We start from the raw sequence: 23,057 nt of genomic DNA, 5'->3' as shown, positions 1-23,057 counted from the left end.
AGCGTCTTTGACGTGAAGCGATCGACTCAAGCAAATCGGGTGGAACCCATGGCAGGAACCGACCGCGAGAAGGCCCTGGATGCCGCACTCGCACAGATTGAACGGCAGTTCGGCAAGGGCGCCGTGATGCGGCTCGGCGAGCGGCCGAACGAGCCCATCGAGGTCATCCCCACCGGATCGACCGCGCTCGACGTCGCCCTCGGCGTCGGCGGCCTGCCGCGTGGCCGCGTGGTCGAGGTGTACGGCCCGGAGTCCTCCGGTAAGACGACGCTGACGCTGCACGCCGTGGCGAACGCGCAGAAGGCCGGCGGCCAGGTCGCCTTCGTGGACGCGGAGCACGCCCTCGACCCCGAGTACGCGAAGAAGCTCGGCGTCGACATCGACAACCTGATCCTCTCCCAGCCCGACAACGGCGAGCAGGCCCTCGAGATCGTGGACATGCTGGTCCGCTCCGGCGCCCTCGACCTGATCGTCATCGACTCCGTCGCCGCACTCGTGCCGCGCGCGGAGATCGAGGGCGAGATGGGCGACAGCCACGTCGGTCTCCAGGCCCGTCTGATGAGCCAGGCGCTGCGGAAGATCACCAGCGCGCTCAACCAGTCCAAGACCACCGCGATCTTCATCAACCAGCTCCGCGAGAAGATCGGCGTGATGTTCGGCTCCCCGGAGACCACGACCGGTGGCCGGGCGCTGAAGTTCTACGCCTCGGTGCGACTCGACATCCGCCGCATCGAGACCCTGAAGGACGGCACGGACGCGGTCGGTAACCGCACCCGCGTCAAGGTCGTCAAGAACAAGGTCGCGCCGCCCTTCAAGCAGGCCGAGTTCGACATCCTCTACGGGCAGGGCATCAGCCGCGAGGGCGGTCTGATCGACATGGGCGTGGAGAACGGCTTCGTCCGCAAGGCCGGCGCCTGGTACACGTACGAGGGCGACCAGCTCGGTCAGGGCAAGGAGAACGCCCGTAACTTCCTGAAGGACAACCCCGATCTCGCCAACGAGATCGAGAAGAAGATCAAGGAGAAGCTGGGCGTCGGCGTGCGTCCCGAGGAGCCCGCCGCCGAACCGGGCCCGGACGCCGCCGCGGTGGCTGCCGGCACGTCGGACGACGCCGCCAAGGCGGTGCCGGCTGCCGCCGCCAAGACCGCCAAGACCAAGGCCGCGGCTGCCAAGAGCTGATCCGTGACACGACGAACCGACTGGGCCGAGTACGTCCACCCCGACATCCCCCGTGAGGAGGAGAGCGGGGTCGACGGCGGCCTTGCCCAGGACGGCGGCGACCGGCCCCTAGGCGACCGGCGTCGAAGCGAGGGGGCGGACAGCGGCGACCGGCCCCAGGGAGACCGGACGCGACGCGGCGGCGAAGGCGGGCCACGTGGCGGGCGTGGGCGCCGTAGGCGCGGCTTCGGAGAACCGTCCGCCGAGGACGAAGGCGACTCCTCCTCGTCGAGGGCCGAGCAGGGGGCGTCTTCAGGGGACCCGGCTGAGCGGGCGCGGGCAATCTGTCTGCGCCTGCTCACCGGGACCCCGCGCACGCGCAAGCAACTCGCTGACGCGCTGCGCAAAAGAGAGATCCCGGACGATGTGGCAGAGGAGGTGCTCTCACGGTTCGAGGAGGTCGGGCTGATCAACGACAGCGCCTTCGCGGACGCCTGGGTGGAGTCCCGCCACCACGGCAGGGGACTGGCCCGGCGCGCCCTCGCCCGGGAGCTACGGACCAAGGGCGTCGACTCGGCGCTGATCGACGAGGCCGTCGGCCAACTCGACTCCGAACAGGAGGAGGAGACGGCGCGCGAACTCGTCGCCCGCAAACTGCGGTCGACCCGTGGACTCGACCGCGACAAACGGCTCCGTCGCCTGGCCGGCATGCTCGCGCGCAAGGGCTACCCCGAGGGCATGGCCCTACGGGTGGTCCGGCAGGCGTTGGAAGAAGAGGGCGAGGACACGGAGTTCCTGGAGAGCGACGGGTTCTGAACCCGACGAGGGCGGGGCGGGTGGGGGGGAGGGGAGGGGGGAGAGGCTCCCGGCAATAGGCCCCGGTCACAGCCCTCTTACTACGCCGACCGCACCTCCGTCCCCGGGTCACCCCGCACCTCCTTCCCCGGGGCACCACGCACCTCCGTCCCCGGGGCACCACGCACCTCCGTCCCAGAGTCACACCGACGTCATGCGGCGAAGCTCCCCGGCCGCGCCTTCCGGCTCCGCGCCCCAGATGTGGATGTGGGGCGCTCCCCGAAGCCGAAACTCCCGCAGACCCCTCATCGCGCACGCCGTCCCCCACACGCTCGGATCGCCGACGGCCGCCCGTGGAACGCCGCCCCCGGACGGCCGACCGCAGACCGCGGAACCCCGCCCGCCGCCCGCGGGCCGCAGTCACAGGGTGGGGATAACCCCCCGCTGAGGACGCCGGATCGCCGCAGTGCACAGGTGTCTGTGCACAGGCGAGTGTGTAGCCATGCCCCGAACGCCTCAGGAACCCGGCGCCCCCGAACCCGCGGCGCCCATCGAACTGAGCGACCTCGCCACGCTCAAGGCGCTCGCGCAGCCTCGTCGCCAGCGCATCCTCGAACATCTCACACAGCACGGACCCGCCACATCGGCGATGCTCGCCCGGGGCCTCGGCCTGAACACCGGGTCCACCAGCTATCACTTGCGTGAACTGGCCAGACACGGCTTCGTGGAGGAGACGGCCGGCGAGCCGCGACCGGAGGGGGGCGCCGAGTCGTCCGCTCATCGCGAGCGCTGGTGGCGGGCCGTACCCGGTGACCGCCGTTTCCCGCCGCGAAGCCGCCAGAGTCCCGAGATGCGGCAGGTGATGGACGAGCTCAACCATCACGTCTACGCCGCCGACGTCGACCTCTTCGAACGGCTTCAGCGGGACGCGGCGCACGGCGACCCCTGGGGCGACGCCTTTCCCTACTCCCGTGCCGCGGTCCGGCTCACCCTGCCCGAACTGAGGCAGTTCTTCGAGGAGTACATCGCCCTCCTCAACCGCCACAAGCGCCCCGCATCCGAGACTCCGCCCGGCGCGCGCACCGTCCTCACCCGGTTCTTCGCCCACCCCGCACCCGAGCGTCCGGACACGCCCGCACACCTCGCTGCCCCGGACGACACAGGAGAGACGGATCCGTCATGATGCTGCGCTACGCCCTCAAGACCGTCCGCGCCCGCAAGGCGGGGTTCCTCGGCGCCTTTCTCGCCCTGATGTGCGCGGCCGCCCTGATCACCGCCTGCGGCACGCTCCTCGAGACGGGGCTGAGGGGGACCATCCGCCCCGAGCGATATGCCGCGGCGCCGGTGGTGGTCTCCGCCGACCAGAACGTCCACCGGACCACCGTCCAGCACAAGAAGGGCAAGACCAAGGTCAAGCACAAGGCCAAGCCCATCGCCGAACGCGCGTGGCTGCCCGCCGACCTCGAGGGCAGGCTGGCCGCCGCCCCCGGGGTCGCTCGCATCGTCCCCGAACTCACCTTCGTGGCAGAGCCGTTGAACGCCGAAGGCCAGCCCTTCGACGCACCGGTGAACGGTGGGTCCGCCTACGGGCACGCCTGGGAGTCCGCCGGGCTGACGCCGTACCGGATCGCCGCCGGCGCCGCTCCGGTGGCCGCCACCGACGTGGTCGTCGACGCCGCCCTCGCCGAACGAGCCCACCTCGCACCCGGCGACCGGCTCACCGTCCAGTCGACGCGCGCGCCGCGCACCTACCGCGTCTCCGGTGTCGCCGCCCCCGAGAGCGCCGTACGCCATCAGACGTCCCTCTTCTTCTCCACCGCGGAGGCCCGCCGTCTCGCCGCACGCCCCGGGCAGGTCACGGCGTTCGGCGTCTTCGCGAAGCCGGGCGTCGGCCCCGGCCGGCTCAGGACCGCCGTCGTCGCGGCCGTGCAGGGCACCGGCGCCCAGGTCAGCGTCGGGGACGCCCGAGGACCGGTCGAGTTCCTGGACGCCGCCGCGGCTCGCACCAAGCTGGTCAGCATGGGCGGAGCCATGGGCGGCACCTCGCTGCTCGTGGCGGTCCTGGTGGTCGTCGGAACCTTCGCGCTCTCGGTCCAGCAGCGCCACCGCGAGCTCGCACTGCTGCGCGCCGTCGCCGCCACCCCGGGGCAGATCCGCAGGCTCCTCGGACGTGAGGCCCTGATCGTGGGGCTGGCCGCGGGCACGGCCGGCGCGCTCCTGGGGATACCCCTGGGCGGTTGGCTGCACGGCAGGTTCGTCGCCCTGGGCGCCGTGCCCGCCACGCTGCAGCACACGGTGAGTGTGCTGGCGCCGCTCGCCGCCGTCGCAGCGACGCTGTTCGGCGCCTGGGCGTCCGCCCGGATCGCCTCCCGTCGAGTGGCCCGGATCCGCCCGGCGGAGGCGCTCGCCGAGGCCCGCACGGAGCGCACCCGGCCCGGCGGGGGCCGTCTCCTCGCCGGTCTGCTGCTGCTCGCCGGCGGCGCAGCCCTCGTCGCCCTGCTGAGCGTCCTGCGCACCGAGCCCGCCTCGACACCCGTGACGTTCCTCGCCGTGGTCGTGCTGTCCACCTCCGTCGCTCTGCTCGGACCGCTTCTGGTCAGGGCGGCCGTCCTCGTCCTCGCCGGTCCGCTGCGCCTGACCGGTCCCGGCGGCCGGCTCGCCACCGCCAACCTCCGCGGGAACGCCGCCCGCATGGCTTCCGTCGTCACCCCTCTCACCCTGCTCGTCGGCATGGCCTGCACGGTGCTGTTCGTGCAGCCCACGTTCGGCGACGCTGCCCGTGCCCAGGCTCGCGAAGGCGTCCGGGCCGACTGGGTCGTCGCCTCGCGGGGACCCGGCGTTCCGGGCGAGGCGGCGCGACGGCTCCGTAGACAGCACGCCGTCGTCACCGAAGTGGTCCGCACGACCGTCCGGGTAGGGCTGGACAAGTACGCGGCCCAGGGCGTCACCCCGGCGGGGCTGGCCCGCACCTGGGACCCGGACGTCACCGCGGGTTCGCTCGGCAGGCTCGGCGAGCGCACCGTCGCCGTGAGCGAACTGGCCGCGGACCAGCTGCACCTGACACCGGGAAGCACGCTGAAACTCACGCTGGGCGACGGCACGCCCGCCACGCTGACCGTCGCCGCCGTCTACGCCAGAGGCCTCGGCTTCGGCGACCTCACCCTCGCGCATGACCTGGTCGCCCGCCACGTCGACAACCCGCTCTCCTCCTCCCTCCTCGTCAGCACGGCCCGTACACAGACACAACTCTCGACCACGCTGCGTGAGTTCCCGGAACTGGCGGTGATCTCGCCGGCCGACGCCGACTCGCTGCAGGCCGAACGGCAACAGGCGAACGCCGAGGTCAACCTCCTGGCCATGGGCCTCGTCCTGGCGTTCACGGCGATCGCCGTGGTCAACACACTGGCCATGTCCGTCTCCGAGCGCGTCCGGGAGTTCGCGCTGCTGCGTCTGGCGGGGGCGACCCGCCGTCAGGTGCTGCGCATGCTGCGCACCGAGGCGCTGTCGGTGCTCCTCCTCGCCGTCGGTCTGGGCAGCGGCATCGCCCTTGCGGTCCTGACCGCGTTCAGCGTCGGCATGACCGGGCGGGCGGCCCCGGCGGTCGTACCCCTGGCGTACGCCACGGTGGTGGCCGGGGCCGGACTGCTCGCCCTCGTCGCCACCGCCGTGCCGGGACGGGTGGCGCTGAGGGTGCGGGCGGTGACGGTCGCGACGGCGAAGGACTGAAGGCGGGCATGCTCGCAAGGGCTGGAGGGCTGGAGGGCTGGAGGGCTGGAGGGCTGGAGGGCTGGAGGGCTGGAGGGCTGGAGGGCTGGAGGGCTGGAGGGCTGGAGGGCTGGAGGGCTGGGGGGTTGGAGAGCCGTCGGCGTCCGGGCGCCGTCCCGCCTACGAGGTCACCGGGAGGCCCGCCGCCTTCCACGCCTGGAAACCGCCGACCAGGTCGGTGGCCCGGTGCAGCCCCAGCTGGTGCAGTGAGGCCGCGGCGAGGCTCGACGCGTAGCCCTCGTTGCAGATCACGATCGCGCGCACGTCGTGGCTCGTGGCCTCGGGGAGGCGGTGGCTGCCCCGAGGGTCGAGACGCCACTCCAGTTCGTTGCGCTCGACGACCAGCGCGCCGGGGATCAGCCCGTCCCGCTCGCGCAGGGCCGCGTAACGGATGTCGACGAGCAGCGCCTCACCCGCGCGGGCCGCTTCGTAGGCCTCCCGCGCCTCCACGCGCGCGTACCCGGAACGTACTCGTTCGAGCAACTCGTCTATGCCGAGCGGCAGTCGGTCGTCCGCTCGCTCGTCCGCCCGGTCGTCAGGTCGGCCGTCCGCCTGTCCGTCCGGCCGTCCGTCCCACCGTTGTTCCCGCCGTTCTTCCCGCCGCCCGTGCGGTGGTCCGTCCTGGGGGATGTCCGCGCCGGTCACTGCCAGTCCTCGGGACGCTCGACCTGCTCCAGCCGCAGCACACGTCCGGTGCGGCTGTAGCGGCGAATGCCGGGCAGCGGCGGGTAGTAGGCGTGGACGGAGACGGCGTGTTCCTCGGTCGACTCGTTGAGCACCTCGTGAACGTGGTGGCGGCCGAAGGCGCGGCCTCGACCGGCGGTGAGGGAGCGTTCCCGGTCGATGCCGTCGGCCAGTTCCAGGGTCTTCCAGCCGTCGGTGGGCAGCCGCGCGGCGAGCGAGTACTCCTTCAGCGCGCCCCGGGCGGTGAGGAAGGCGCCCACCGACTCCGCGTGGTCGTGCCAGCCGGTGCCCGTGCCGGGCGGCCAGCCGATCAGCCAGGCCTCGCTGCCGCCGGGGCCCTCCAGGCGCACCCAGGTGCGGCCCTCGGGGTCGAGGGGGAGCGAGGAGATCAGTTCGGCGTCGGCGGCCGTGCGCCGGACGAAGTCGAGGAGATCCGCCTGCGTGGGAGCTGCGGTGGAGGCGTCAGCGGCGACGGCGGACAAGGAGGGGGAGACAGACACGGGCACCGTCCTGTGAAGGTTCGCGGGGAGGCGCGCGGCCAGGCGCACGAGCGCGGATGCGCTGCGGCGGGGCGCGCCGGTGGAAAAGGGGGTGCGAATTCAGCAGGACGGACGACACACGCAGCCCGCATAGCGGACGAGGTCCATATGGACCCTCCGCCACAGGCGCACATCGGTGTCGGTCACGATCCGGAGTAGACCATGCCGGTGGACCCCGGTCAACTCACTGTCACCATGTGGACCTCACGGTGACAGCGCGTGCAGCCGCACGACCGGCGCCGGCGTCGGCCGGCGGCGACACGCGCCACGGGAGCCGCCCAGGCCCGGCCGGACGAGCGACCGACGGGACCCCGCGACCGGCGGGACCCACGACCGAGGGGACCCGTGACCGACGGGACCCGCGACCGGCGGGACCCGCGCCGGACGTCACTTGGCCGAGCTGCCCGCCGCGGCGCCGGCCGCGGACGCCTCCTGAGCCCCCTTGGTCTCCTGACTTCCCTGAGCCCCTTGCAGGCTTTGGGGCGTCGCCGGACCGCCCAGGGCCGCTTCCGCCGCCGCGTACAGGTCGGCCGCGCGCACCCCGTTGAGCGCGGCGACGAGATGGCCGTCGGGCCGGATCAGCAGGACGGTGTGGGCGGCCGCGCCCGGGTAGCCCTCCGCCACGAGCAGCTCGGCCGGGCTCGGCAGGGCCGTCACCGCGGCGGCCAGGCGGGGCATGATCCCGGCGCTCACCCAGTGGCGGCGCTCCCACACGCCGGTGCCCGGCGCGATCAGCAGGACGAGCAGCGCGCCCCGGCCGAGCCGGTCCCGCAGCTGTACGAACGAGCCGTCCTCCGCCGTCACGCGGACGTCCTGGACCTGTGCGCCCGGGGCCGTGCCGACCGGAACCTCCGCCTCCAGATGCCGGGGCGCCAGCGGGGACTCCTCGTAGCCGCCGACCGCGCCCAGCGGGCCGCGTCCCAGGTGGCCATCGGTGAGCAGCACGTCGTGGCCGCGGGCCGCACCGGGCACGTACGCCCTTATGCCACCGCCGCCGCGCAGCAGCGGCAGCGCCTGGTCGGCGGCGCGCAGCCGGGCGGAGACGACCGCGCGCCGCTCCGCCTGGTAGCTGTCGAGCAGTGCCTCGCGCGGCCCGTGGTGCCAGGCCAGGGCGAGCTTCCAGGCCAGGTTGTCGGCGTCGCGCAGCCCCTCGTCCAGACCCTGCGCGCCGAACGCGCCGAGCAGGTGCGCGGCGTCCCCGGCGAGGAAGACCCGCCCCACGCGCCAGCGGCGGGCCAGCCGGTGGTGCACGGTGTGGACGCCGGTGTCCAGCAGCTCGTAGGGGGGCGTGGAGCCGCCGCTCCAGCCGGCCAGGGTCTCGCGGATGCGCGCCACGAGCAGTTCGGGCGTGACGAGGTCCTTGCCAGGCGGCAGCAGCCAGTCCAGGCGCCAGACGCCGTCGGGCAGCGGGCGTCCGGTGACCTCGCCGGCGGAGGGGCCGGACGTCCGCCACGGCGGCGTCCGATGGAGCAACGCCTCGTCGGCCCAGGGAAGTTCCACGCGCAGGGCGGCCACGGCGTGTCGCTCGACCGCGGTGCGGCCGGGGAAACGGACGTCGAGCAGCTTGCGGACGGTGGAGCGCGGACCGTCGCAGCCGACCAGGTGGCTGCCGCGCCACCAGGTGCCCCGGGGGCCGCGGGTGTGGGCCGTGACGCCGGAGGCTTCCTGCTCGACGCCGTCCAGCCGGCTGTCCACGACGACCTTCACCAGCCGCTCGCCCTCCAGCGCGGCGCGCAGCGCGCCCGTCAGCACATGCTGGGCGATGTGCAGCGGAGCGGGGTCGGCGCTGTGCAGGGGGACCGGGTCGGCGGTGTCGTCGAAAGCGACCTCGCGGATCACCTGCTTGCGCCGCATCGAGCGCCATCCGGCCCAACGGAGCCCGGCCCGGTCTAGGTCCGCTCCGGTCAGCCGCTGCACCAGGGCCGCGGTGTCCTCACGCAGCACGACGGTGCGCGCGAGCCGCGGCTCGTCCTTGCCGGAGCCCTCGTCGAGCACCACGGACGGCACCTGCTGACGGGCCAGAGCCAGAGCGAGCGTGAGCCCCACCGGTCCGGCTCCGACGATGATCACCGGATCCACGGCGTGCCGCCCCCTGCCTTCGACGGTGTCCTCGCGGGCTTGAGTGAACAACGGGTTGGAGCAGGGTGCACGATCACAGAACGTATGCAACCCATTGTCGTTGTTTGCGTCAAGCGACGAAAGGCAGTGGCGCGCACGCCACTGCCTCCGTTCCGGTCACCATGCTTGAGCGGGCGTCAGATGGTGCCGCCCGCGCCGGTCCCGAAGGTGCCGCCGACCGCCGCCGGATTGAGTTCCTCCATGTCCTCCGCGCCGAGCACCGCCCCCGTGCTGCGCTTGCTGCGCCGCAGACGGCGCTCCAGCCAGCTCGCGAAGGTGGTCAGGATGAAGTTCAGAAGGATGAAGATGATCGCGACGACGATGAAGCTCTGGACGACGTTCGCGTAGTTGGCCGCGAGCGTGCCGCGCGAGTTGAGCAACTCGGCGAATCCGATCATCACACCGCCGAGTGCGGTGTCCTTCACGATGACGACGAGTTGGCTGACGATCGCCGGGAGCATCGCGGTGACCGCCTGCGGGAGAAGGATGCTGCTCATCGTCTGGCCCTTGCGCAGACCGATGGCGTACGCCGCCTCCGTCTGCCCCCTGGGCAGGGAGAGGATGCCTGCCCGGACGACCTCGGCGAGGACGGCCGCGTTGTAGAGCACCAGTCCGGTGACGACGGCGTAGAGAGGCCGGTCCGCGCTGCCGACGTTCGTGGAGCGGGCGTAGAACTCGTTGGCGAAGAGCATCAGCAGCAGCACCGGGATGGCCCGGAAGAACTCGACCACCGTGCCGGACACGCCGCGCACCCAGCGATGGTCGGACAGCCGGGCGATGCCGAAGACCGCGCCCAGCGGGAGGGCGATGACCATGGCGAGCGACGCGGCCTTCAGCGTGTTGGCGAGGCCGGGCAGCAGGTACGTCGTCCACGCCTCGGACTCGACGAACGGCTTCCAGAGCGCGGATTCGAGCTGGTCCTTGTCGTCCATCTTCTGCCACATCCACCATAGGAGCAGGGCGAGCAGGACGGTGAAGACCACCGAGAACAGGACGTTGCGCCGCTTGGCGCGAGGGCCGGGAGTGTCGTAGAGGACCGAGCTCATCGCTTCACCGCCAGTCGCTTGCTGAGCCAGCCCAGGATGAGGCCGGTGGGCAGGGTCAGTACCACGAACCCGAAGGCGAAGACCGCGCCGATGAGCAGCGTCTGTGCCTCGTTCTCGATCATCGTCTTCATGAGGTAGGCGGCTTCGGCGACGCCGATGGCGGCCGCCACCGTGGTGTTCTTGGTCAGCGCGATCAGGACGTTGGCCAGCGGGCCGATGACCGAGCGGAAGGCCTGGGGGAGAACGACCAGCGTCAGGGTCTGCGTGAAGCTCAGGCCGATGGCCCGGGCCGCCTCGGCCTGGCCCATGGGCACGGTGTTGATGCCGGAGCGGATCGCCTCGCAGACGAAGGCCGCGGTGTAGCCGACCAGCCCGAGCACGGCCAGCCGGAAACCCTGGACGTCGAAGTCGTCGCTGCCCATGGTCATGCCGAAGATATCGGCCAGACCGAGCGAGCTGAACAGAATGATGACCGTCAGGGGGATGTTCCGGACGATGTTGACGTACACGGTGCCGAACCCGCGCATCAGCGGGACCGGGCTGACCCGCATGGCGGCCAACAGGGTGCCCCAGATCAGGGAGCCCACGGCGGAGACGGCGGTGAGTTTCACCGTCATCCAGAACGCCCCTAGGACGTCGTAACCATCAAGAAAGTCGAACACGATCTCCCGCGCTTCCGGCTGGGTGGCGTATGGGAAGGGTGCGGTGCGCCGCCGCCTGGATCGCGACGGACGGCGGCGCACCGCAGGGAACCCCGCTGTGGCTGAGCTGTGGTTACGAGGCGTTCGGGACGATGACGCCGATCTTCGGGGCGGGCTCGTTCTTGTAGTCGGCGGGGCCGAAGTTGGCCTTGACGGCCTTCTCCCACGAGCCGTCGCTGACCATCTGCTCAAGCGCCTTGTTGATCTTGTCGACGGTCGCCGTGTCGCCCTTCTTGACGCCGACGCCGTAGTTCTCGTTGCTGAGCTTCAGGCCCGCGAGCTTGAACTTGCCCTTGTACTGCTCCTGCGACGCGAAGCCGGCGAGGATCGAGTCGTCGGTGGTGACCGCGTCCACAGCGCCGCTCTGCAGGCCGGCGATGCACTCCGAGTAGGAGCTCACCTCCTTGAGCTTCGCGTCCGGAGCGATCGACTTCTGCACGTTCTGCGCCGACGTCGAACCGGTCACGGAACACAGCTTCTTGCCGTTGAGGTCCGTGCCCTTGGAGATGTCCGAATTGGACTTGATCAGCAGGTCCTGGTGGGCCAGCAGGTACGGGCCGGCGAAGTCGACCTTCTTCTTGCGCTCGTCGTTGATCGAGTAGGTGGCCGTGATGAACTTGACGTCGCCGCGCGAGAGGGCGTTCTCGCGGTCGGCGCTCTTGGTCTCGACGAACTCGATCTGGTTCGGCTGGTAGCCGAGCTGCTTGGCGATGTACGTGGCGACGTCCACGTCGAAACCGGCGAAGGACCCGTCGGGCTTCTTCAGGCCGAGGCCGGGCTGGTCGAACTTGATGCCGACCTTGATCTTGCCGCCGCCGCCGCTGCCGGCGCTGGAGCCGCTGCCGCTGTCGTTCTTGTTGTCGCCGCCGCACGCGGTGGCGGCCAGGGCCAGGACGAGGGCTGCGGCCGAGGCGGCGGTGACCTTGCGAAGCTTCATGGAGAGCGTCCTTAGAAGAGTGTTTAAGTACGGCGGGCGGTGCGGGGTCCGTCAGGGCTGCGGGTCAGTGATGCAGGATCTTCGACAGGAAGTCCTTGGCACGGTCGCTGCGCGGATTGCTGAAGAACTGGTCGGGCGCAGCCTCTTCGACGATGCGTCCGTCCGCCATGAACACCACGCGGTTTGCAGCCGATCGTGCGAAACCCATCTCATGGGTGACGACGATCATCGTCATGCCGTCCCGGGCCAGCTGCTGCATGACCTCCAGGACCTCGTTGATCATCTCGGGGTCCAGGGCCGACGTCGGCTCGTCGAAGAGCATGACCTTCGGGTCCATCGCCAGCGCGCGGGCGATGGCGACGCGCTGCTGCTGACCGCCGGAGAGCTGCGCGGGGTACTTCTCCGCCTGGCTGCCCACACCGACCCGGTCGAGAAGCGCGCGTGCCTTCTCCTCGGCCTTCGCCTTGTCCACCTTGCGGACCTTGATCTGGCCGAGCATCACGTTCTCGAGCACGGTCTTGTGCGCGAACAGGTTGAACGACTGGAAGACCATGCCGACGTCGGCGCGCAGCCGGGCCAGCGCCTTGCCCTCCTGGGGCAGCGGCTTGCCGTCGATCGTGATCGCGCCCTCGTCGATCGTCTCCAGGCGGTTGATGGTGCGGCACAGCGTCGACTTCCCGGACCCGGAGGGGCCGATGACCACGACGACCTCTCCGCGGGCGATCGTCAGGTCGATGTCCTGGAGAACGTGCAACGCGCCGAAGTGCTTGTTGACGCTCTTCAGGACGACCAGGTCACCGCTCGTGACCGCGTCCTCCTTGGTCACCGATACTTCGGTCATCGCTCTGGGGCTCCGTCCTCCTCGGTTTCGCAGGACAGTAGTGACCCGCCGCGACCAGCGTCATTACATCTGAGGGGAATCTGAGCATCACGATCCGATAGCAATCGGACACATGTCGTAGCACTTGCGACCTGCGGGCGTATCGGCCGGATAACGGAAGGCGCGTGCAACCGGAACTCGCTTGACTGCGTCCCGTCCATCAGCGTCACTGCCATGATGCACACACGCGTGTGCCCGCCTTTTCCGTGCGTCGCGACACCGCACGCCTGCCGGAGTGGGCCGGACCGTATGCCCGAGGAACCGAACCGGAGGAGGCCGGAATGAGACTGCTGCTCGTCGAGGACGACAACCATGTCGCCGCCGCGCTGTCCGCCGTCCTCAAACGGCACGGTTTCGACGTCACCCACGCGCGCAGCGGCGAGGAAGCCCTGCAGGCGCTCGTCCCGGAGGGATCCGGCTTCGGGGTCGTCCTGCTCGACCTGGGCCTGCCCGACCAGGACGGGTACGAGGTCTGCGGCAAGATCCGCAAGCGCACCGCCACGCCGGTGATCATGGTGACGGCCCGCTCCGACGTGCGCTCGCGCATCCACGGCCTCAACATGGGCGCCGACGACTACGTGGTGAAGCCCTACGACACCGGGGAACTGCTCGCCCGTATCCACGCCGTCAGCCGCCGTACCGTCCATGAGGACCCGGCCACCGGCCAGGACAGCGCGCTGCGCCTGGGACCCGTGCAGATCGAACTGCCCACCCGTCGCGTCACGGTGGACGGCGCCGCCGTCCAGCTGACCCGTAAGGAGTTCGACCTCCTGGCGCTGCTGGCCCAGCGCCCCGGCGTGGTCTTCCGCCGGGAGCAGATCATCAGTGAGGTGTGGCGCACCAGCTGGGAGGGGACCGGGCGCACTCTGGAGGTCCATGTGGCCTCGCTGCGCGCCAAGCTGCGCATGCCGGCGTTGATCGAGACCGTGCGCGGCGTGGGTTACCGGCTCGTCGCCCCGGCCGCGTAGCGGGGACCGCGGTTGCGTACTCGTCTTCTGCCGCTGCTCATCGTCCTGATGGCGGCCGTGCTGCTGGCCCTGGGGGTGCCGCTGGCGATCAGCGTGGCCGGCGCCCAGCAGCAGAAGGTGGTCGTCGACCGCATCGACGACACCGCGCGGTTCGCGGCGCTCGCCCAGTTCGTCACCGCCTCGGCGGGCGCCGGCGACTCCGCGTCGGCGTCCACCAACGAGCGGCGCGAGACGCTCGGCCGGGAACTCGCCAGCTACTACGACGTCTACGGCATCCGGGCCGGCGTCTTCTACGGCACCGACACTCCCATGGCTCATGCCCCGCGGGACTGGTACCTCCCCGAAACGGGCGAGGTGCGGGACGCCTTCGACGAGGCGCTGCTCAGCCGGCGCAGTCACGACCCCCGGCAGGTGTGGCCGTGGCAGCGCAACCGGCTCGTCGTGGCGTCGCCGGTCATCCGGGACGGCGACGTCGTCGCGGTCGTCGTCACCGACTCGCCCACCGGGCCGATGAGGTCGCGGATCCTGCACGGCTGGCTGGTCATCGGCGCCGGCGAGGTCGCCGCGATGCTGCTGGCCATCGGCGCGGCCCTGCGGCTGACGGGGTGGGTGCTCCGGCCGGTGCGGGTCCTGGACGCCACCACCCACGAGATCGCGAGCGGCCGGCTGAAGTCCCGGGTCGCGGTGGGCGGCGGACCGCCGGAACTGAGGCGACTGGCCGGAGCGTTCAACGAGATGGCGGACAACGTCGAGAACGTGCTGGAACAGCAGCGCGCCTTCGTCGCCGACGCCTCGCACCAACTGCGCAACCCGCTCGCCGCCCTGCTGCTGCGCATCGAACTGCTGGGCTACGAGCTCCCCGAGGGCAACGAGGAGATCGCATCCGTCCAGAACGAGGGCAAGCGCCTGGCCCAGGTTCTGGACGACCTGCTGGACCTCGCCCTCGCCGAGCACGCCGAGGCCCACCTGCGGGTCACCGACATCGGCGCGCTGACCGCCGAGCGGGTGGCCGCCTGGGCGCCCACCGCCGAGGCCAAGGGCGTCCGGCTGGTGGGCGACTGCCCGCCCACCACGGCGTGGGCCGACCCCGTGACGCTCTCCAGCGCCCTGGACGCCGTCATCGACAACGCCGTGAAGTTCACGCCGCAGGGCGAGAGCGTCGAGGTCGTCGTGGCGGCCGACGGCGACACCTCGACCATCGTCGTCACCGACAACGGGCCGGGTCTGACGGACGAGGAACTCACGCGTGTGGGCGACCGTTTCTGGCGTAGCGGCCGCCACCAGAACGTCAAGGGGTCGGGGTTGGGCCTGTCCATCTCCCGAGCCCTGCTCGCGGCCGGCGGCGGCTCCCTGACATACGCACACCACAAGCCGAGCGGACTGACGGCGACGGTGGCGGTGCCCCGGTCGCCGACGTCGTGATCACGCCCCGGGCGACTAGGGCTTGACCGAGCGGTAGTAGCGCCGGGCGCCCTCGTGCAGCTTGAGCGGGTCGGTGTAGATGGCGGTGCGCAGGTCGACCAATTGGGCGGAGTGCACGTGCGCGCCGATGCCGTCCCGGCTCCTGATCACGGTGCGGGTCAGCCATTCGGTGAGCCGGGGCGCCATGTCCGTGCGGGTGATGAGCAGGTTGGACACCGCGATCGTCGCCACGGTGGAGCCGTTCTGGATGGTCGGGTAGGCCGACTCCGGCATGTTCGTGGCCCGGTAGTAGCCGGTGGAGTCGTCCTGGTCGTGCATCCGGGCGACGAGCTCGGAGCTGATCGGCACGAACCGGAAGGTGAAGGTGTCGGCCAGCTTCTCCAGCCCGGCCGTCGGCACCCCGCCGGACCAGAAGAAGGCGTCGATCTTGCCCCGCTTCAGCTTCTCGGGGCCGGTGTCGATGCCCTCCGATTCGGCCCTGATGTCCTTCGCCGGGTCCAGGCCCGCCGCCCTGAGCACGCGCTCCGCGATCAGGCGCACACCGGAGCGGGGCAGGCCGGTCGCCACGGTCTTGCCGCGGAGGTCCGTGATGGAGCGGATCGCCGAGTCGCGTGGCACCACGAGTTGGACGTAGTCGTCGTACAGCCGGGCCACCCCGCGCAGTTTGGCGGCCCCGCCCGGGTGCTGCGACTCGTACGTCTGCACGGCGTCGGCCGCGGCGATGGTGAAGTCGGCATCGCCCTTCGCCACGCGCTCGACGTTCTCCGGCGACCCGTTGCTGGTCGTCAGGTTCACGTCCAGATCGGGCATGTCCCTGGCGAGCGCGTCCCGCAGCTGGCTGCCGTACTCGTAGTAGACGCCGCTCGTCGTGCCCGTGCTGAAGGTGATCGAACCGCTCGGCGGCTTCTCGCCCAGGGGCAGCAGCCACCACAGCAGCAGCCCCATGACGACGACGACGGCGGCGGCCGCGCCCCCCAGGACGCCGCGTCTGCCGGGACGGGAGAACACCTTGGACATGCCCGCGATCCTGCCAGCCTTCACGAGGTGCTGACCAGGGCGGGGCTACAGGGCCGGGCGGACGGGCCTGTCAGTGGCCGTCGTTACAGTCGGTGCATGAGTTCCTCGCCCGCCGATCTGGTCCGTGCGTTCCACCGCGCCTTCGGACTCGACGTCCGCACCACCCCGGCCACGGTGTCGCCGCGTCTCGCCGCGCAGCGCGGAGAGCTGCTCGCCGAGGAGGCGGCGGAGGCCGTCGAGGTGTCGGTGAGCGGCCCGCTGGACCGGCTGGCGCACGAGCTGGCCGACGTCGTCTACGGCACGGCCCTGGCGCACGGGATCGACCTCGACGCGGTGCTCGCCGAGATCCACCGCTCGAACATGACCAAGCTCGGCCCCGACGGCCGGGTCGCCCGTCGCGCCGACGGCAAGGTGCTCAAGGGCGAGCACTACCGGGCGCCCGACGTGTCCGCGGTGCTGCGCCGGCAGGGATGGGCACCCGATGGCGACTGACCGGGCGGCCCCGACGAGCGGACCGCCGGGGCCGCCGAGGATGCTGGGGGTGCCGAGAATGCTGGGGGTACCGGGGCAGGAAGGCCCTGCCCGCGCCGCGCGGAGTCGCGCCGCGTCGCCCGACCCGGGCCTGGCCTGGTCTGGCCGAGCTCAGCCCGCTGCTGTCGGCCGCCGTCCCGGACGTGGTCGATCGCCTCGGCGAGGAGATCGCGCGAGCTCCTCCGCGAAGGGCGTCGGGAGGGCGTGGGGAGGGCCTCGGGAGGGCATGTGCGGCCCTTCGGATCGGGCCGGCCGTGCCGCGCCTCAGTCGCCCACCGGCGTCTGCGGTCGAGCCTCGACCGGCTGCCCCGCTGCCGCGACCGTCCCGCGAGGCCCCCGGCGGCGCGTCCACCGCGTCGCGAGCGGCTCCGTGTAACGGGCGGTGAGCGGGCCCACCACGACCAGGATCAGCACGTACGCCGTGGCCAGCGGCCCCAGGGACGGCTCGATCCCGGCGGTGACCGCCAGTCCGGCGATGACGATCGAGAACTCCCCGCGCGCCACCAGCGCGCCGCCCGCCCGCCAGCGCCCCTTGACCGAGATTCCGGTCCGCCGGGCCGCCCAGTAACCGGTGGCGATCTTCGTCGCGGCGGTGACGACGGCCAGCGCGAGAGCCGGCAGGAGGACGGGAGGGATGCTCGCCGGGTCGGTGTGCAGCCCGAAGAAGACGAAGAACACGGCGGCGAACAGGTCGCGCAGCGGGCTCAGCAGCGTGTGAGCGCCCTCCGCGACCTCCCCGGACAGCGCGATGCCCACCAGGAACGCCCCGACCGCCGCGGACACCTGCAACTGCTGTGCCACGCCGGCGACCAGGATCGTCAGCCCGAGCACGACCAGTAGGAGCTTCTCCGGGTCGTCGCTCGACACGAAGCGCGAGATGACCCGGCCGTAGCGCACCGCGGCGAACAGCACGAGCCCCGCGACGCCCAGCGCGATCGCCAGGGTCACGCTGCCGGCCGCCAGCCCCACCCCGGCCACGAGAGCGGTGACGATCGGCAGGTACACGGCCATGGCCAGGTCCTCCAGCACCAGCACGCTGAGGATCACCGGCGTCTCCCGGTTGCCGACCCGCCCCAGGTCGCCCAGCACCTTGGCGATCACCCCGGAGGACGAGATCCAGGTGACGCCCGCCAGCACCACGGCCGCCACCGGCCCCCAGCCCAGCAGCAGCGCGGCGACAGCGCCCGGCAGGGCGTTGAGGGCGCAGTCGACGAGGCCGGACGGATAGTGGGCCTTGAGGTTGGAGACCAGATCGCTCGCCGTGTACTCCAGGCCGAGCATCAGCAGCAGCAGGATGACGCCGATCTCGGCGCCGGTCGCCACGAACTCCTCGCTCGCGCCGAGCGGCAGCAGCCCGCCCTCGCCGAAGGCCAGCCCGGCCAGCAGATAGAGCGGGATCGGCGAGAACCGGAACCGGGCCGCGAACCGGCCGAGCAGGCCGAGGCCGAGGATGATGGAACCGAACTCGATCAGCAGGACGGCGGAGTGCACCCGATCACTCCCGGCCGAGGATCGCCGCGGCCGCGTCCACGCCCTCGCGGGTGCCGACGACGATGAGCGTGTCACCGCCCGCGAGACGGAAGTCCGGCGTCGGGGACGGTATAGCCTCGGCCCGCCGCAGCACCGCCACGATCGAGGCGCCGGTCTCCGTGCGCATCCGGGTGTCGCCCAGAAGCCGCCCGTTCCAGCGGGAGGTCGCCGCCACCTCCACGCGTTCGGCGACCAGCCCCAGGTCCGTCGTGTACAGCAGGCTCGCGCTGTGGTGGGACGGCACCAGCGCGTCGATCAGCGCGCCCGCCTCGGCGCCGGTGAGCCGCAGCGACTGCGCGCAGGAGTCGGGGTCGTCGGTCCGGTACACGTTCACGGTGCGGGCGCCGTCGCGGTGCGCCACGACGGAGAGATGGCGCTGCTCCCGCGTCACGAGGTCGTACTGGACTCCGATGCCTGGCAGCGGAGTCGTTCGCAGGCGTGGAGCAGACACGTTTCTTCCCCTTGCTGGTCGTGGTCGGTGGTTCGGTGACGTCTACGGACGAGTGCCCGGAGCCGCCATGCTGCCACCTGCCCGTACGGTGACGACATGGGTGTCGTGACGGATGGACAGGGCCGTCGGCCGGCGGAGAGGCTGGTCACGGCGGTGCCATGGAGACACGGGCGGGAGGGCTCCGGCGCCGACGGACGGGACGGCCGGGATGGCCGCGGCGGACGGGACGGCCGAGGCAGACGAGGCAGGGGAGGAGGACCCGCGCACGTGTCGTTGTTCTGGCGGATCTTCGTCCTCGACGCCGTCGGCCTGGCCGTGGCGGCCGCGCTGCTCCTGGGCCCGGTGACCGTCTCCACGCCGGTACTGCCGGGCGAGGTGCTCGTCGTGGTGGCCGGCCTGGCCGCGCTGCTGGCCGTCGACGCGGTCGTGCTGCGGGTCGGCCTGGCGCCGCTGGGACGGCTGGGCCGGGCCATGGCCGACGCCGACCTGCTGCACCCCGGGGCCCGCGCCGTGGTCTCGGGGCCGGTGGAGACGGCCGAGCTGATCACCACGTACAACGCCATGCTGGACCGGCTGGAGGCCGAACGCGCCGCCAGCGCCGCGGGGGCGCTGTCCGCGCAGGAACGGGAGCGCCACCGCATCGCCCGCGAGCTCCACGACGAGGTCGGGCAGACGCTGACCGCCGTGCTGCTCCAGCTCAAACGTGTCGCCGACCTGGCTCCCAAGGACCTGCGCGAGGAACTGGGCCAGGCGCAGGAGGCCACCCGGGCCGGTCTGGACGAGATCCGCCGCATCGCCCGTCGGCTGCGCCCCGGCGTCCTCGACGAACTGGGCCTGCTCAGCGCCCTGCGTTCCCTGGCCGCCGAGTTCACCACCCACGGGCTGACGGTGCGCCACGACCTTCGCGCCGGGCTGCCCCCGCTGACCGAGGAGACGGAACTGGTGCTCTACCGCGTGGCTCAGGAAGCCCTCACCAACACCGCCCGGCACTCGGGCGCCGACCGCGCCGAACTCCGTCTGCGCCCCGCCGCCGACGGCGTCGAACTCCTCGTACGGGACAACGGCACGGGCCTGGGCGCGCAGACCGGGGAGGGCGCCGGCATCCGCGGGATGCGCGAGCGGGCCCTGCTGGTCGGCGCGGCCCTCACCGTCTCGTCGAGGGCGGACGGCAGCGGCGGCGGGACGGACGTACGGCTGCGGGCGACGGCGGGCACCGCCCCGGCGGCTCGGGAGGCAGCCGCTCAGGCCTCCCCCGGAGGCCTCCGATGACCCACTCCACCCCCTCGCGGGCATCGGTTCCACGCACTGAGCCGTCCGCACCGATCCGCGTCCTGCTCGCCGACGACCACACGCTCGTACGCCGGGGAGTACGGCTCATCCTGGACGGTGAGCCCGACCTGACCGTGGTCGCCGAGACCGGCGACGGGGCCGAGGCGGTCGAACGCGCGCGGGAGGGGGACGTCGATCTGGCCGTCCTGGACGTGGCCATGCCCCGGATGACCGGGCTGCAGGCGGCGCGTGAACTCTCCCGCAGACTCCCGGCGCTGCCCATCCTCATCCTGACGATGTACGACAACGAGCAGTACTTCTTCGAGGCCCTCAAGGCCGGGGCCGGGGGATACGTGCTGAAGTCGGTCGCCGACCGGGACCTGGTCGAGGCCTGCCGTGCGGTCGTGCGCGACGAGCCGTTCATCTACCCCGGCGCGGAGCGTGCGCTCGTCCGCTCGTACCTGGAGCGGCTGCACCGCGGCGGCGACGTCGACGGCCTGCCCGAGCGGCCCATCACCGAGCGCGAGGAGGAGATACTCAAGCTCGTGGCCGAGGGGCACACCTCCAAGGAGATCGGCGCGCTGCTCTTCATCAGCGCCAAGACGGTCGAACGGCACCGCGCCAACCTCCTGCACAAGCTCGGCATGCGCGACCGGCTGGAGCTCACCCGCTACGCGATCCGCGCCGGACTCATCGACCCCTGAGCCCGGTGCGGCCCTGGTGACACGGGCGCGGCGGGCGCTCTCCGGGGAGCGCCTACCCTTGAGCCATGACCAGCAGCAGCGACCGGAGCCTCGCAGTGGACGTCCAAGCCCCCAAGAGCTACGAGATCCGCACTTACGGGTGCCAGATGAACGTCCACGACTCCGAGCGATTGTCCGGGCTGCTCGAAGAGGCCGGGTACGTGCGCGCCCCCGAGGGCGCGGACGGCGACGCGGACGTCGTCGTCTTCAACACCTGCGCGGTGCGCGAGAACGCCGACAACCGGCTCTACGGCAACCTCGGCCGTCTCGCGCCGCGGAAGGCGAGCCGGCCCGGGATGCAGATCGCGGTCGGCGGCTGCCTCGCGCAGAAGGACCGCGACACCATCGTGAAGCGGGCGCCCTGGGTGGACGTCGTCTTCGGCACGCACAACATCGGCAAGCTGCCGGTCCTGCTGGAACGCGCGCGCGTGCAGGAAGAGGCCCAGGTCGAGATCGCCGAGTCGCTGGAGGCCTTCCCGTCCACCTTGCCGACGCGGCGCGAGAGCGCCTACGCGGCCTGGGTGTCGATCTCCGTCGGCTGCAACAACACGTGCACGTTCTGCATCGTCCCGGCGCTGCGCGGCAAGGAGAAGGACCGCCGCACCGGCGACATCCTCGCCGAGATCGAGGCCCTGGTGTCCGAGGGGGTCTCCGAGATCACCCTGCTCGGCCAGAACGTCAACGCCTACGGCTCCGACATCGGCGACCGCGAGGCCTTCAGCAAGCTGCTGCGCGCGTGCGGCGCGATCGACGGCCTGGAGCGCGTCCGCTTCACCTCCCCGCATCCGCGGGACTTCACCGACGACGTCATCGCCGCCATGGCCGAGACGCCCAACGTGATGCCGCAGCTGCACATGCCGATGCAGTCCGGCTCGGACACGGTCCTGAAGGCGATGCGCCGCTCCTACCGGCAGGAGCGCTACCTCGGGATCATCGAGAAGGTGCGCGCCGCCATTCCGCACGCGGCGATCACCACCGACATCATCGTGGGCTTCCCCGGCGAGACCGAGGAGGACTTCGAGCAGACCCTGCACGCTGTCCGCGAGGCCCGCTTCGCGCAGGCGTTCACCTTCCAGTACTCCAAGCGCCCCGGCACCCCGGCCGCGACCATGGAGGACCAGATCCCCAAGGCGGTCGTCCAGGCGCGTTACGAGCGTCTCGTCGCCCTGCAGGAGGAGATCTCCTGGGAGGAGAACAAGAAGCAGGTCGGCCGCACCCTGGAGCTGATGGTGGCCGAGGGCGAGGGCCGCAAGGACGGCGCCACGCACCGACTGTCCGGCCGCGCCCCCGACAACCGTCTGGTCCACTTCACCAAGCCGGAGCAGCAGGTGCGTCCGGGCGACGTGGTGACGGTCGAGATCACGTACGCCGCCCCGCACCACCTCCTGGCCGAGGGCGCCGTCCTGGACGTGCGCCGCACGCGCGCGGGTGACGCCTGGGAGAAGCGCACCGCGGAGCAGGCGGCCAAGCCGGCGGGCGTCCTGCTCGGCCTGCCCGGGATCGGCGTGCCCGCTCCGCTTCCGGTGGCCACGGGCAGCGGCTGCGGCTGCGACTGACGGCGTCAGGGGCCCCGGAAGGCGGTGCCGGCCGAGGGGCGTCCCGCTGGGGACACCCCGCTGAGGACACCCCGGCGGGGTGCCCCGTGGTGAGCCTGCGGGGTTACCCTGCCGATCATGCTTGTCGCCGCCTCAGTCTGCCCCTGTCCGCCTCTGCTCGTGCCCGAGGTCGCCGCAGGCGCCGCGCCCGAGCTGGACGCGGCGCGTACCGCCTGCTCCGACGCGCTGGCCGTGCTGGCGGCCGCCCGGCCGGACCGGCTCGTCGTCGTCGGTCCCGCCGAGAAGGCCGGACGAGGCGCCCACCCCGAAGGCGCGCAGGGGTCGTTCCGCGCGTTCGGCGTGGACGTCCGGGTACGCCTCGGCCGCGGCGGCGAGGCCACCCCGGCCGCACCGGACGCGTCGTCCGCGCGCGATCTGCCGCCGTCCCTCGCGGTCGGCGCCTGGCTGCTGGAGCGGGCCGGATGGTCGGCCGCCCCGGTCGAGGGCCTCGGTGTCGGGGAGCCGCTCGCGGCCGAGCGGTGCGTCGAGGCGGGCCGGGAGATCGGCGCGGCGCCCGGACGGGTCGCCCTGCTGGTGATGGGCGACGCGAGCGCGTGCCGGACGCTGAAGGCCCCCGGCTATCTCGACGAGCGCGCCGAGCCCTTCGACGCGGAGATCGTCCGCGCGCTCGGCACGGCGGACGTGGCGGCGCTCAAGGCGCTGGACGCGGAGCTGGCGTACGAGCTCAAGGCCTGCGGCCGGGCGCCGTGGCAGGTACTCGCGGGCGCCGCCGAGGACGCCGGGCTGACGGGCGCGCTGCTCTACGAGGACGCGCCCTACGGCGTGGGTTACGTGGTCGCGACCTGGACGTAGCCGATCCGCACCGCGCGCGTGGATCGGCGGCCCCGGTGTGGACCGGCCCCGGGGTGTGGAGCGGCCCTGGCGTGGACCGGCGGGCGGCCGCGAGC

At 72.0% G+C, this 23,057-nt stretch carries 22 protein-coding genes; 11 read left to right on the top strand and 11 right to left on the bottom strand.

What is annotated here, in order from left to right; translation table 11 throughout:
- Positions 1-48 precede the first annotated feature (48 nt).
- The 4 genes from recA (at position 49) to Sri02f_RS39580 (ending at position 5,679) form a co-directional block, all read left to right on the top strand.
- Positions 49-1,179: a recombinase RecA gene (gene recA / locus Sri02f_RS39595; RefSeq protein ID WP_109006140.1), complete on the top strand. Its 1,131-nt coding sequence runs from the start codon at positions 49-51 to the stop codon at positions 1,177-1,179.
- Positions 1,180-1,182: 3 nt separating this feature from the next.
- Positions 1,183-1,974, top strand: a complete 792-nt coding sequence (gene recX / locus Sri02f_RS39590; protein ID WP_109006139.1) for a recombination regulator RecX — start codon at positions 1,183-1,185, stop codon at positions 1,972-1,974.
- A gap of 481 nt (positions 1,975-2,455) precedes the next feature.
- Positions 2,456-3,136, top strand: coding sequence for an ArsR/SmtB family transcription factor (locus Sri02f_RS39585; RefSeq protein ID WP_109006138.1), 681 nt, complete (start codon positions 2,456-2,458; stop codon positions 3,134-3,136).
- On the top strand, positions 3,133-5,679 hold the full coding sequence (locus tag Sri02f_RS39580; protein ID WP_109006137.1) for an ABC transporter permease: 2,547 nt from the start codon (positions 3,133-3,135) through the stop codon (positions 5,677-5,679). Before Sri02f_RS39585 ends, Sri02f_RS39580 begins: the two co-directional genes overlap by 4 nt.
- Positions 5,680-5,838: 159 nt before the next feature.
- Here Sri02f_RS39580 and Sri02f_RS39575 read toward each other — a convergent pair whose 3' ends face one another.
- The 8 genes from Sri02f_RS39575 to Sri02f_RS39545 form a co-directional block, all read right to left on the bottom strand.
- On the bottom strand, positions 5,839-6,222 hold the full coding sequence (locus Sri02f_RS39575; protein WP_109006160.1) for a rhodanese-like domain-containing protein: 384 nt from the start codon (positions 6,220-6,222) through the stop codon (positions 5,839-5,841).
- A 137-nt stretch (positions 6,223-6,359) separates the two neighbouring features.
- Entirely contained in the window at positions 6,360-6,902 is a 543-nt protein-coding gene (locus tag Sri02f_RS39570) for a cupin domain-containing protein (RefSeq protein WP_174855803.1), read from the bottom strand.
- Between the two features lie 99 nt (positions 6,903-7,001).
- Positions 7,002-7,073 carry a putative leader peptide gene (locus Sri02f_RS44310; RefSeq protein ID WP_309544753.1) on the bottom strand — a complete coding sequence of 24 codons (72 nt, stop codon included), beginning with the start codon at positions 7,071-7,073 and terminating at the stop codon, positions 7,002-7,004.
- Between the two features lie 255 nt (positions 7,074-7,328).
- The gene (locus tag Sri02f_RS39565; RefSeq protein ID WP_109006135.1) at positions 7,329-9,020 is read right to left on the bottom strand and encodes an FAD-dependent monooxygenase; all 1,692 of its coding nucleotides are present in this window, start codon (positions 9,018-9,020) and stop codon (positions 7,329-7,331) included.
- A 176-nt stretch (positions 9,021-9,196) separates the two neighbouring features.
- Positions 9,197-10,105, bottom strand: coding sequence for an amino acid ABC transporter permease (locus Sri02f_RS39560; RefSeq protein WP_109006134.1), 909 nt, complete (start codon positions 10,103-10,105; stop codon positions 9,197-9,199).
- The gene (locus Sri02f_RS39555) at positions 10,102-10,767 is read right to left on the bottom strand and encodes an amino acid ABC transporter permease (RefSeq protein WP_109006133.1); all 666 of its coding nucleotides are present in this window, start codon (positions 10,765-10,767) and stop codon (positions 10,102-10,104) included. The genes Sri02f_RS39560 and Sri02f_RS39555 overlap by 4 nt, the downstream gene beginning before the upstream one ends.
- A gap of 112 nt (positions 10,768-10,879) precedes the next feature.
- Positions 10,880-11,743, bottom strand: coding sequence for a glutamate ABC transporter substrate-binding protein (locus tag Sri02f_RS39550; protein WP_109006132.1), 864 nt, complete (start codon positions 11,741-11,743; stop codon positions 10,880-10,882).
- A gap of 64 nt (positions 11,744-11,807) precedes the next feature.
- Positions 11,808-12,584, bottom strand: coding sequence for an amino acid ABC transporter ATP-binding protein (locus Sri02f_RS39545; RefSeq protein ID WP_109006131.1), 777 nt, complete (start codon positions 12,582-12,584; stop codon positions 11,808-11,810).
- A gap of 320 nt (positions 12,585-12,904) precedes the next feature.
- Between Sri02f_RS39545 and Sri02f_RS39540 the strand changes: the two genes are divergently transcribed.
- Together Sri02f_RS39540 and Sri02f_RS39535 are read left to right on the top strand one after the other, a co-directional pair.
- A complete protein-coding gene (locus tag Sri02f_RS39540; RefSeq protein WP_109006130.1) occupies positions 12,905-13,591 on the top strand; it encodes a response regulator transcription factor in 687 nt (228 codons plus the stop codon).
- 12 nt (positions 13,592-13,603) lie between these two features.
- The gene (locus Sri02f_RS39535) at positions 13,604-15,013 is read left to right on the top strand and encodes a sensor histidine kinase (RefSeq protein WP_109006129.1); all 1,410 of its coding nucleotides are present in this window, start codon (positions 13,604-13,606) and stop codon (positions 15,011-15,013) included.
- A gap of 15 nt (positions 15,014-15,028) precedes the next feature.
- Here Sri02f_RS39535 and Sri02f_RS39530 read toward each other — a convergent pair whose 3' ends face one another.
- A complete protein-coding gene (locus Sri02f_RS39530; protein ID WP_109006128.1) occupies positions 15,029-16,030 on the bottom strand; it encodes a TAXI family TRAP transporter solute-binding subunit in 1,002 nt (333 codons plus the stop codon).
- Between the two features lie 96 nt (positions 16,031-16,126).
- Here Sri02f_RS39530 and Sri02f_RS39525 point away from each other — a divergent pair, with 96 nt between their 5' ends.
- Entirely contained in the window at positions 16,127-16,522 is a 396-nt protein-coding gene (locus tag Sri02f_RS39525) for a pyrophosphohydrolase domain-containing protein (protein ID WP_109006127.1), read from the top strand.
- A gap of 303 nt (positions 16,523-16,825) precedes the next feature.
- On the opposite strand, the gene Sri02f_RS39520 is transcribed toward Sri02f_RS39525, so the two are convergent.
- Entirely contained in the window at positions 16,826-18,052 is a 1,227-nt protein-coding gene (locus Sri02f_RS39520) for a cation:proton antiporter (RefSeq protein ID WP_245971008.1), read from the bottom strand.
- Positions 18,053-18,056: 4 nt separating this feature from the next.
- Complete coding sequence (locus Sri02f_RS39515) at positions 18,057-18,542, bottom strand: cation:proton antiporter regulatory subunit (protein ID WP_109006126.1); 486 nt, start codon at positions 18,540-18,542, stop codon at positions 18,057-18,059.
- A gap of 267 nt (positions 18,543-18,809) precedes the next feature.
- On the opposite strand from Sri02f_RS39515, the gene Sri02f_RS39510 reads away from it, so the two are divergent.
- From Sri02f_RS39510 to Sri02f_RS39495, 4 genes are all read left to right on the top strand, one after another.
- Entirely contained in the window at positions 18,810-19,811 is a 1,002-nt protein-coding gene (locus Sri02f_RS39510) for a sensor histidine kinase (RefSeq protein WP_109006125.1), read from the top strand.
- Positions 19,808-20,515, top strand: coding sequence for a response regulator (locus Sri02f_RS39505; RefSeq protein WP_109006124.1), 708 nt, complete (start codon positions 19,808-19,810; stop codon positions 20,513-20,515). The genes Sri02f_RS39510 and Sri02f_RS39505 overlap by 4 nt, the downstream gene beginning before the upstream one ends.
- A gap of 65 nt (positions 20,516-20,580) precedes the next feature.
- Positions 20,581-22,110: a tRNA (N6-isopentenyl adenosine(37)-C2)-methylthiotransferase MiaB gene (miaB, locus tag Sri02f_RS39500; RefSeq protein ID WP_109006123.1), complete on the top strand. Its 1,530-nt coding sequence runs from the start codon at positions 20,581-20,583 to the stop codon at positions 22,108-22,110.
- Positions 22,111-22,227: 117 nt separating this feature from the next.
- Positions 22,228-22,962, top strand: coding sequence for a class III extradiol dioxygenase subunit B-like domain-containing protein (locus Sri02f_RS39495; protein ID WP_109006122.1), 735 nt, complete (start codon positions 22,228-22,230; stop codon positions 22,960-22,962).
- Positions 22,963-23,057 lie beyond the last annotated feature (95 nt).

The organism is Streptomyces rishiriensis, assembly GCF_003112535.1.
GTDB lineage: Bacteria > Actinomycetota > Actinomycetes > Streptomycetales > Streptomycetaceae > Streptomyces > Streptomyces rishiriensis.
Note: the sequence above shows the minus strand (reverse complement) of the source record. Positions and strands in the feature narration are given on the sequence as shown.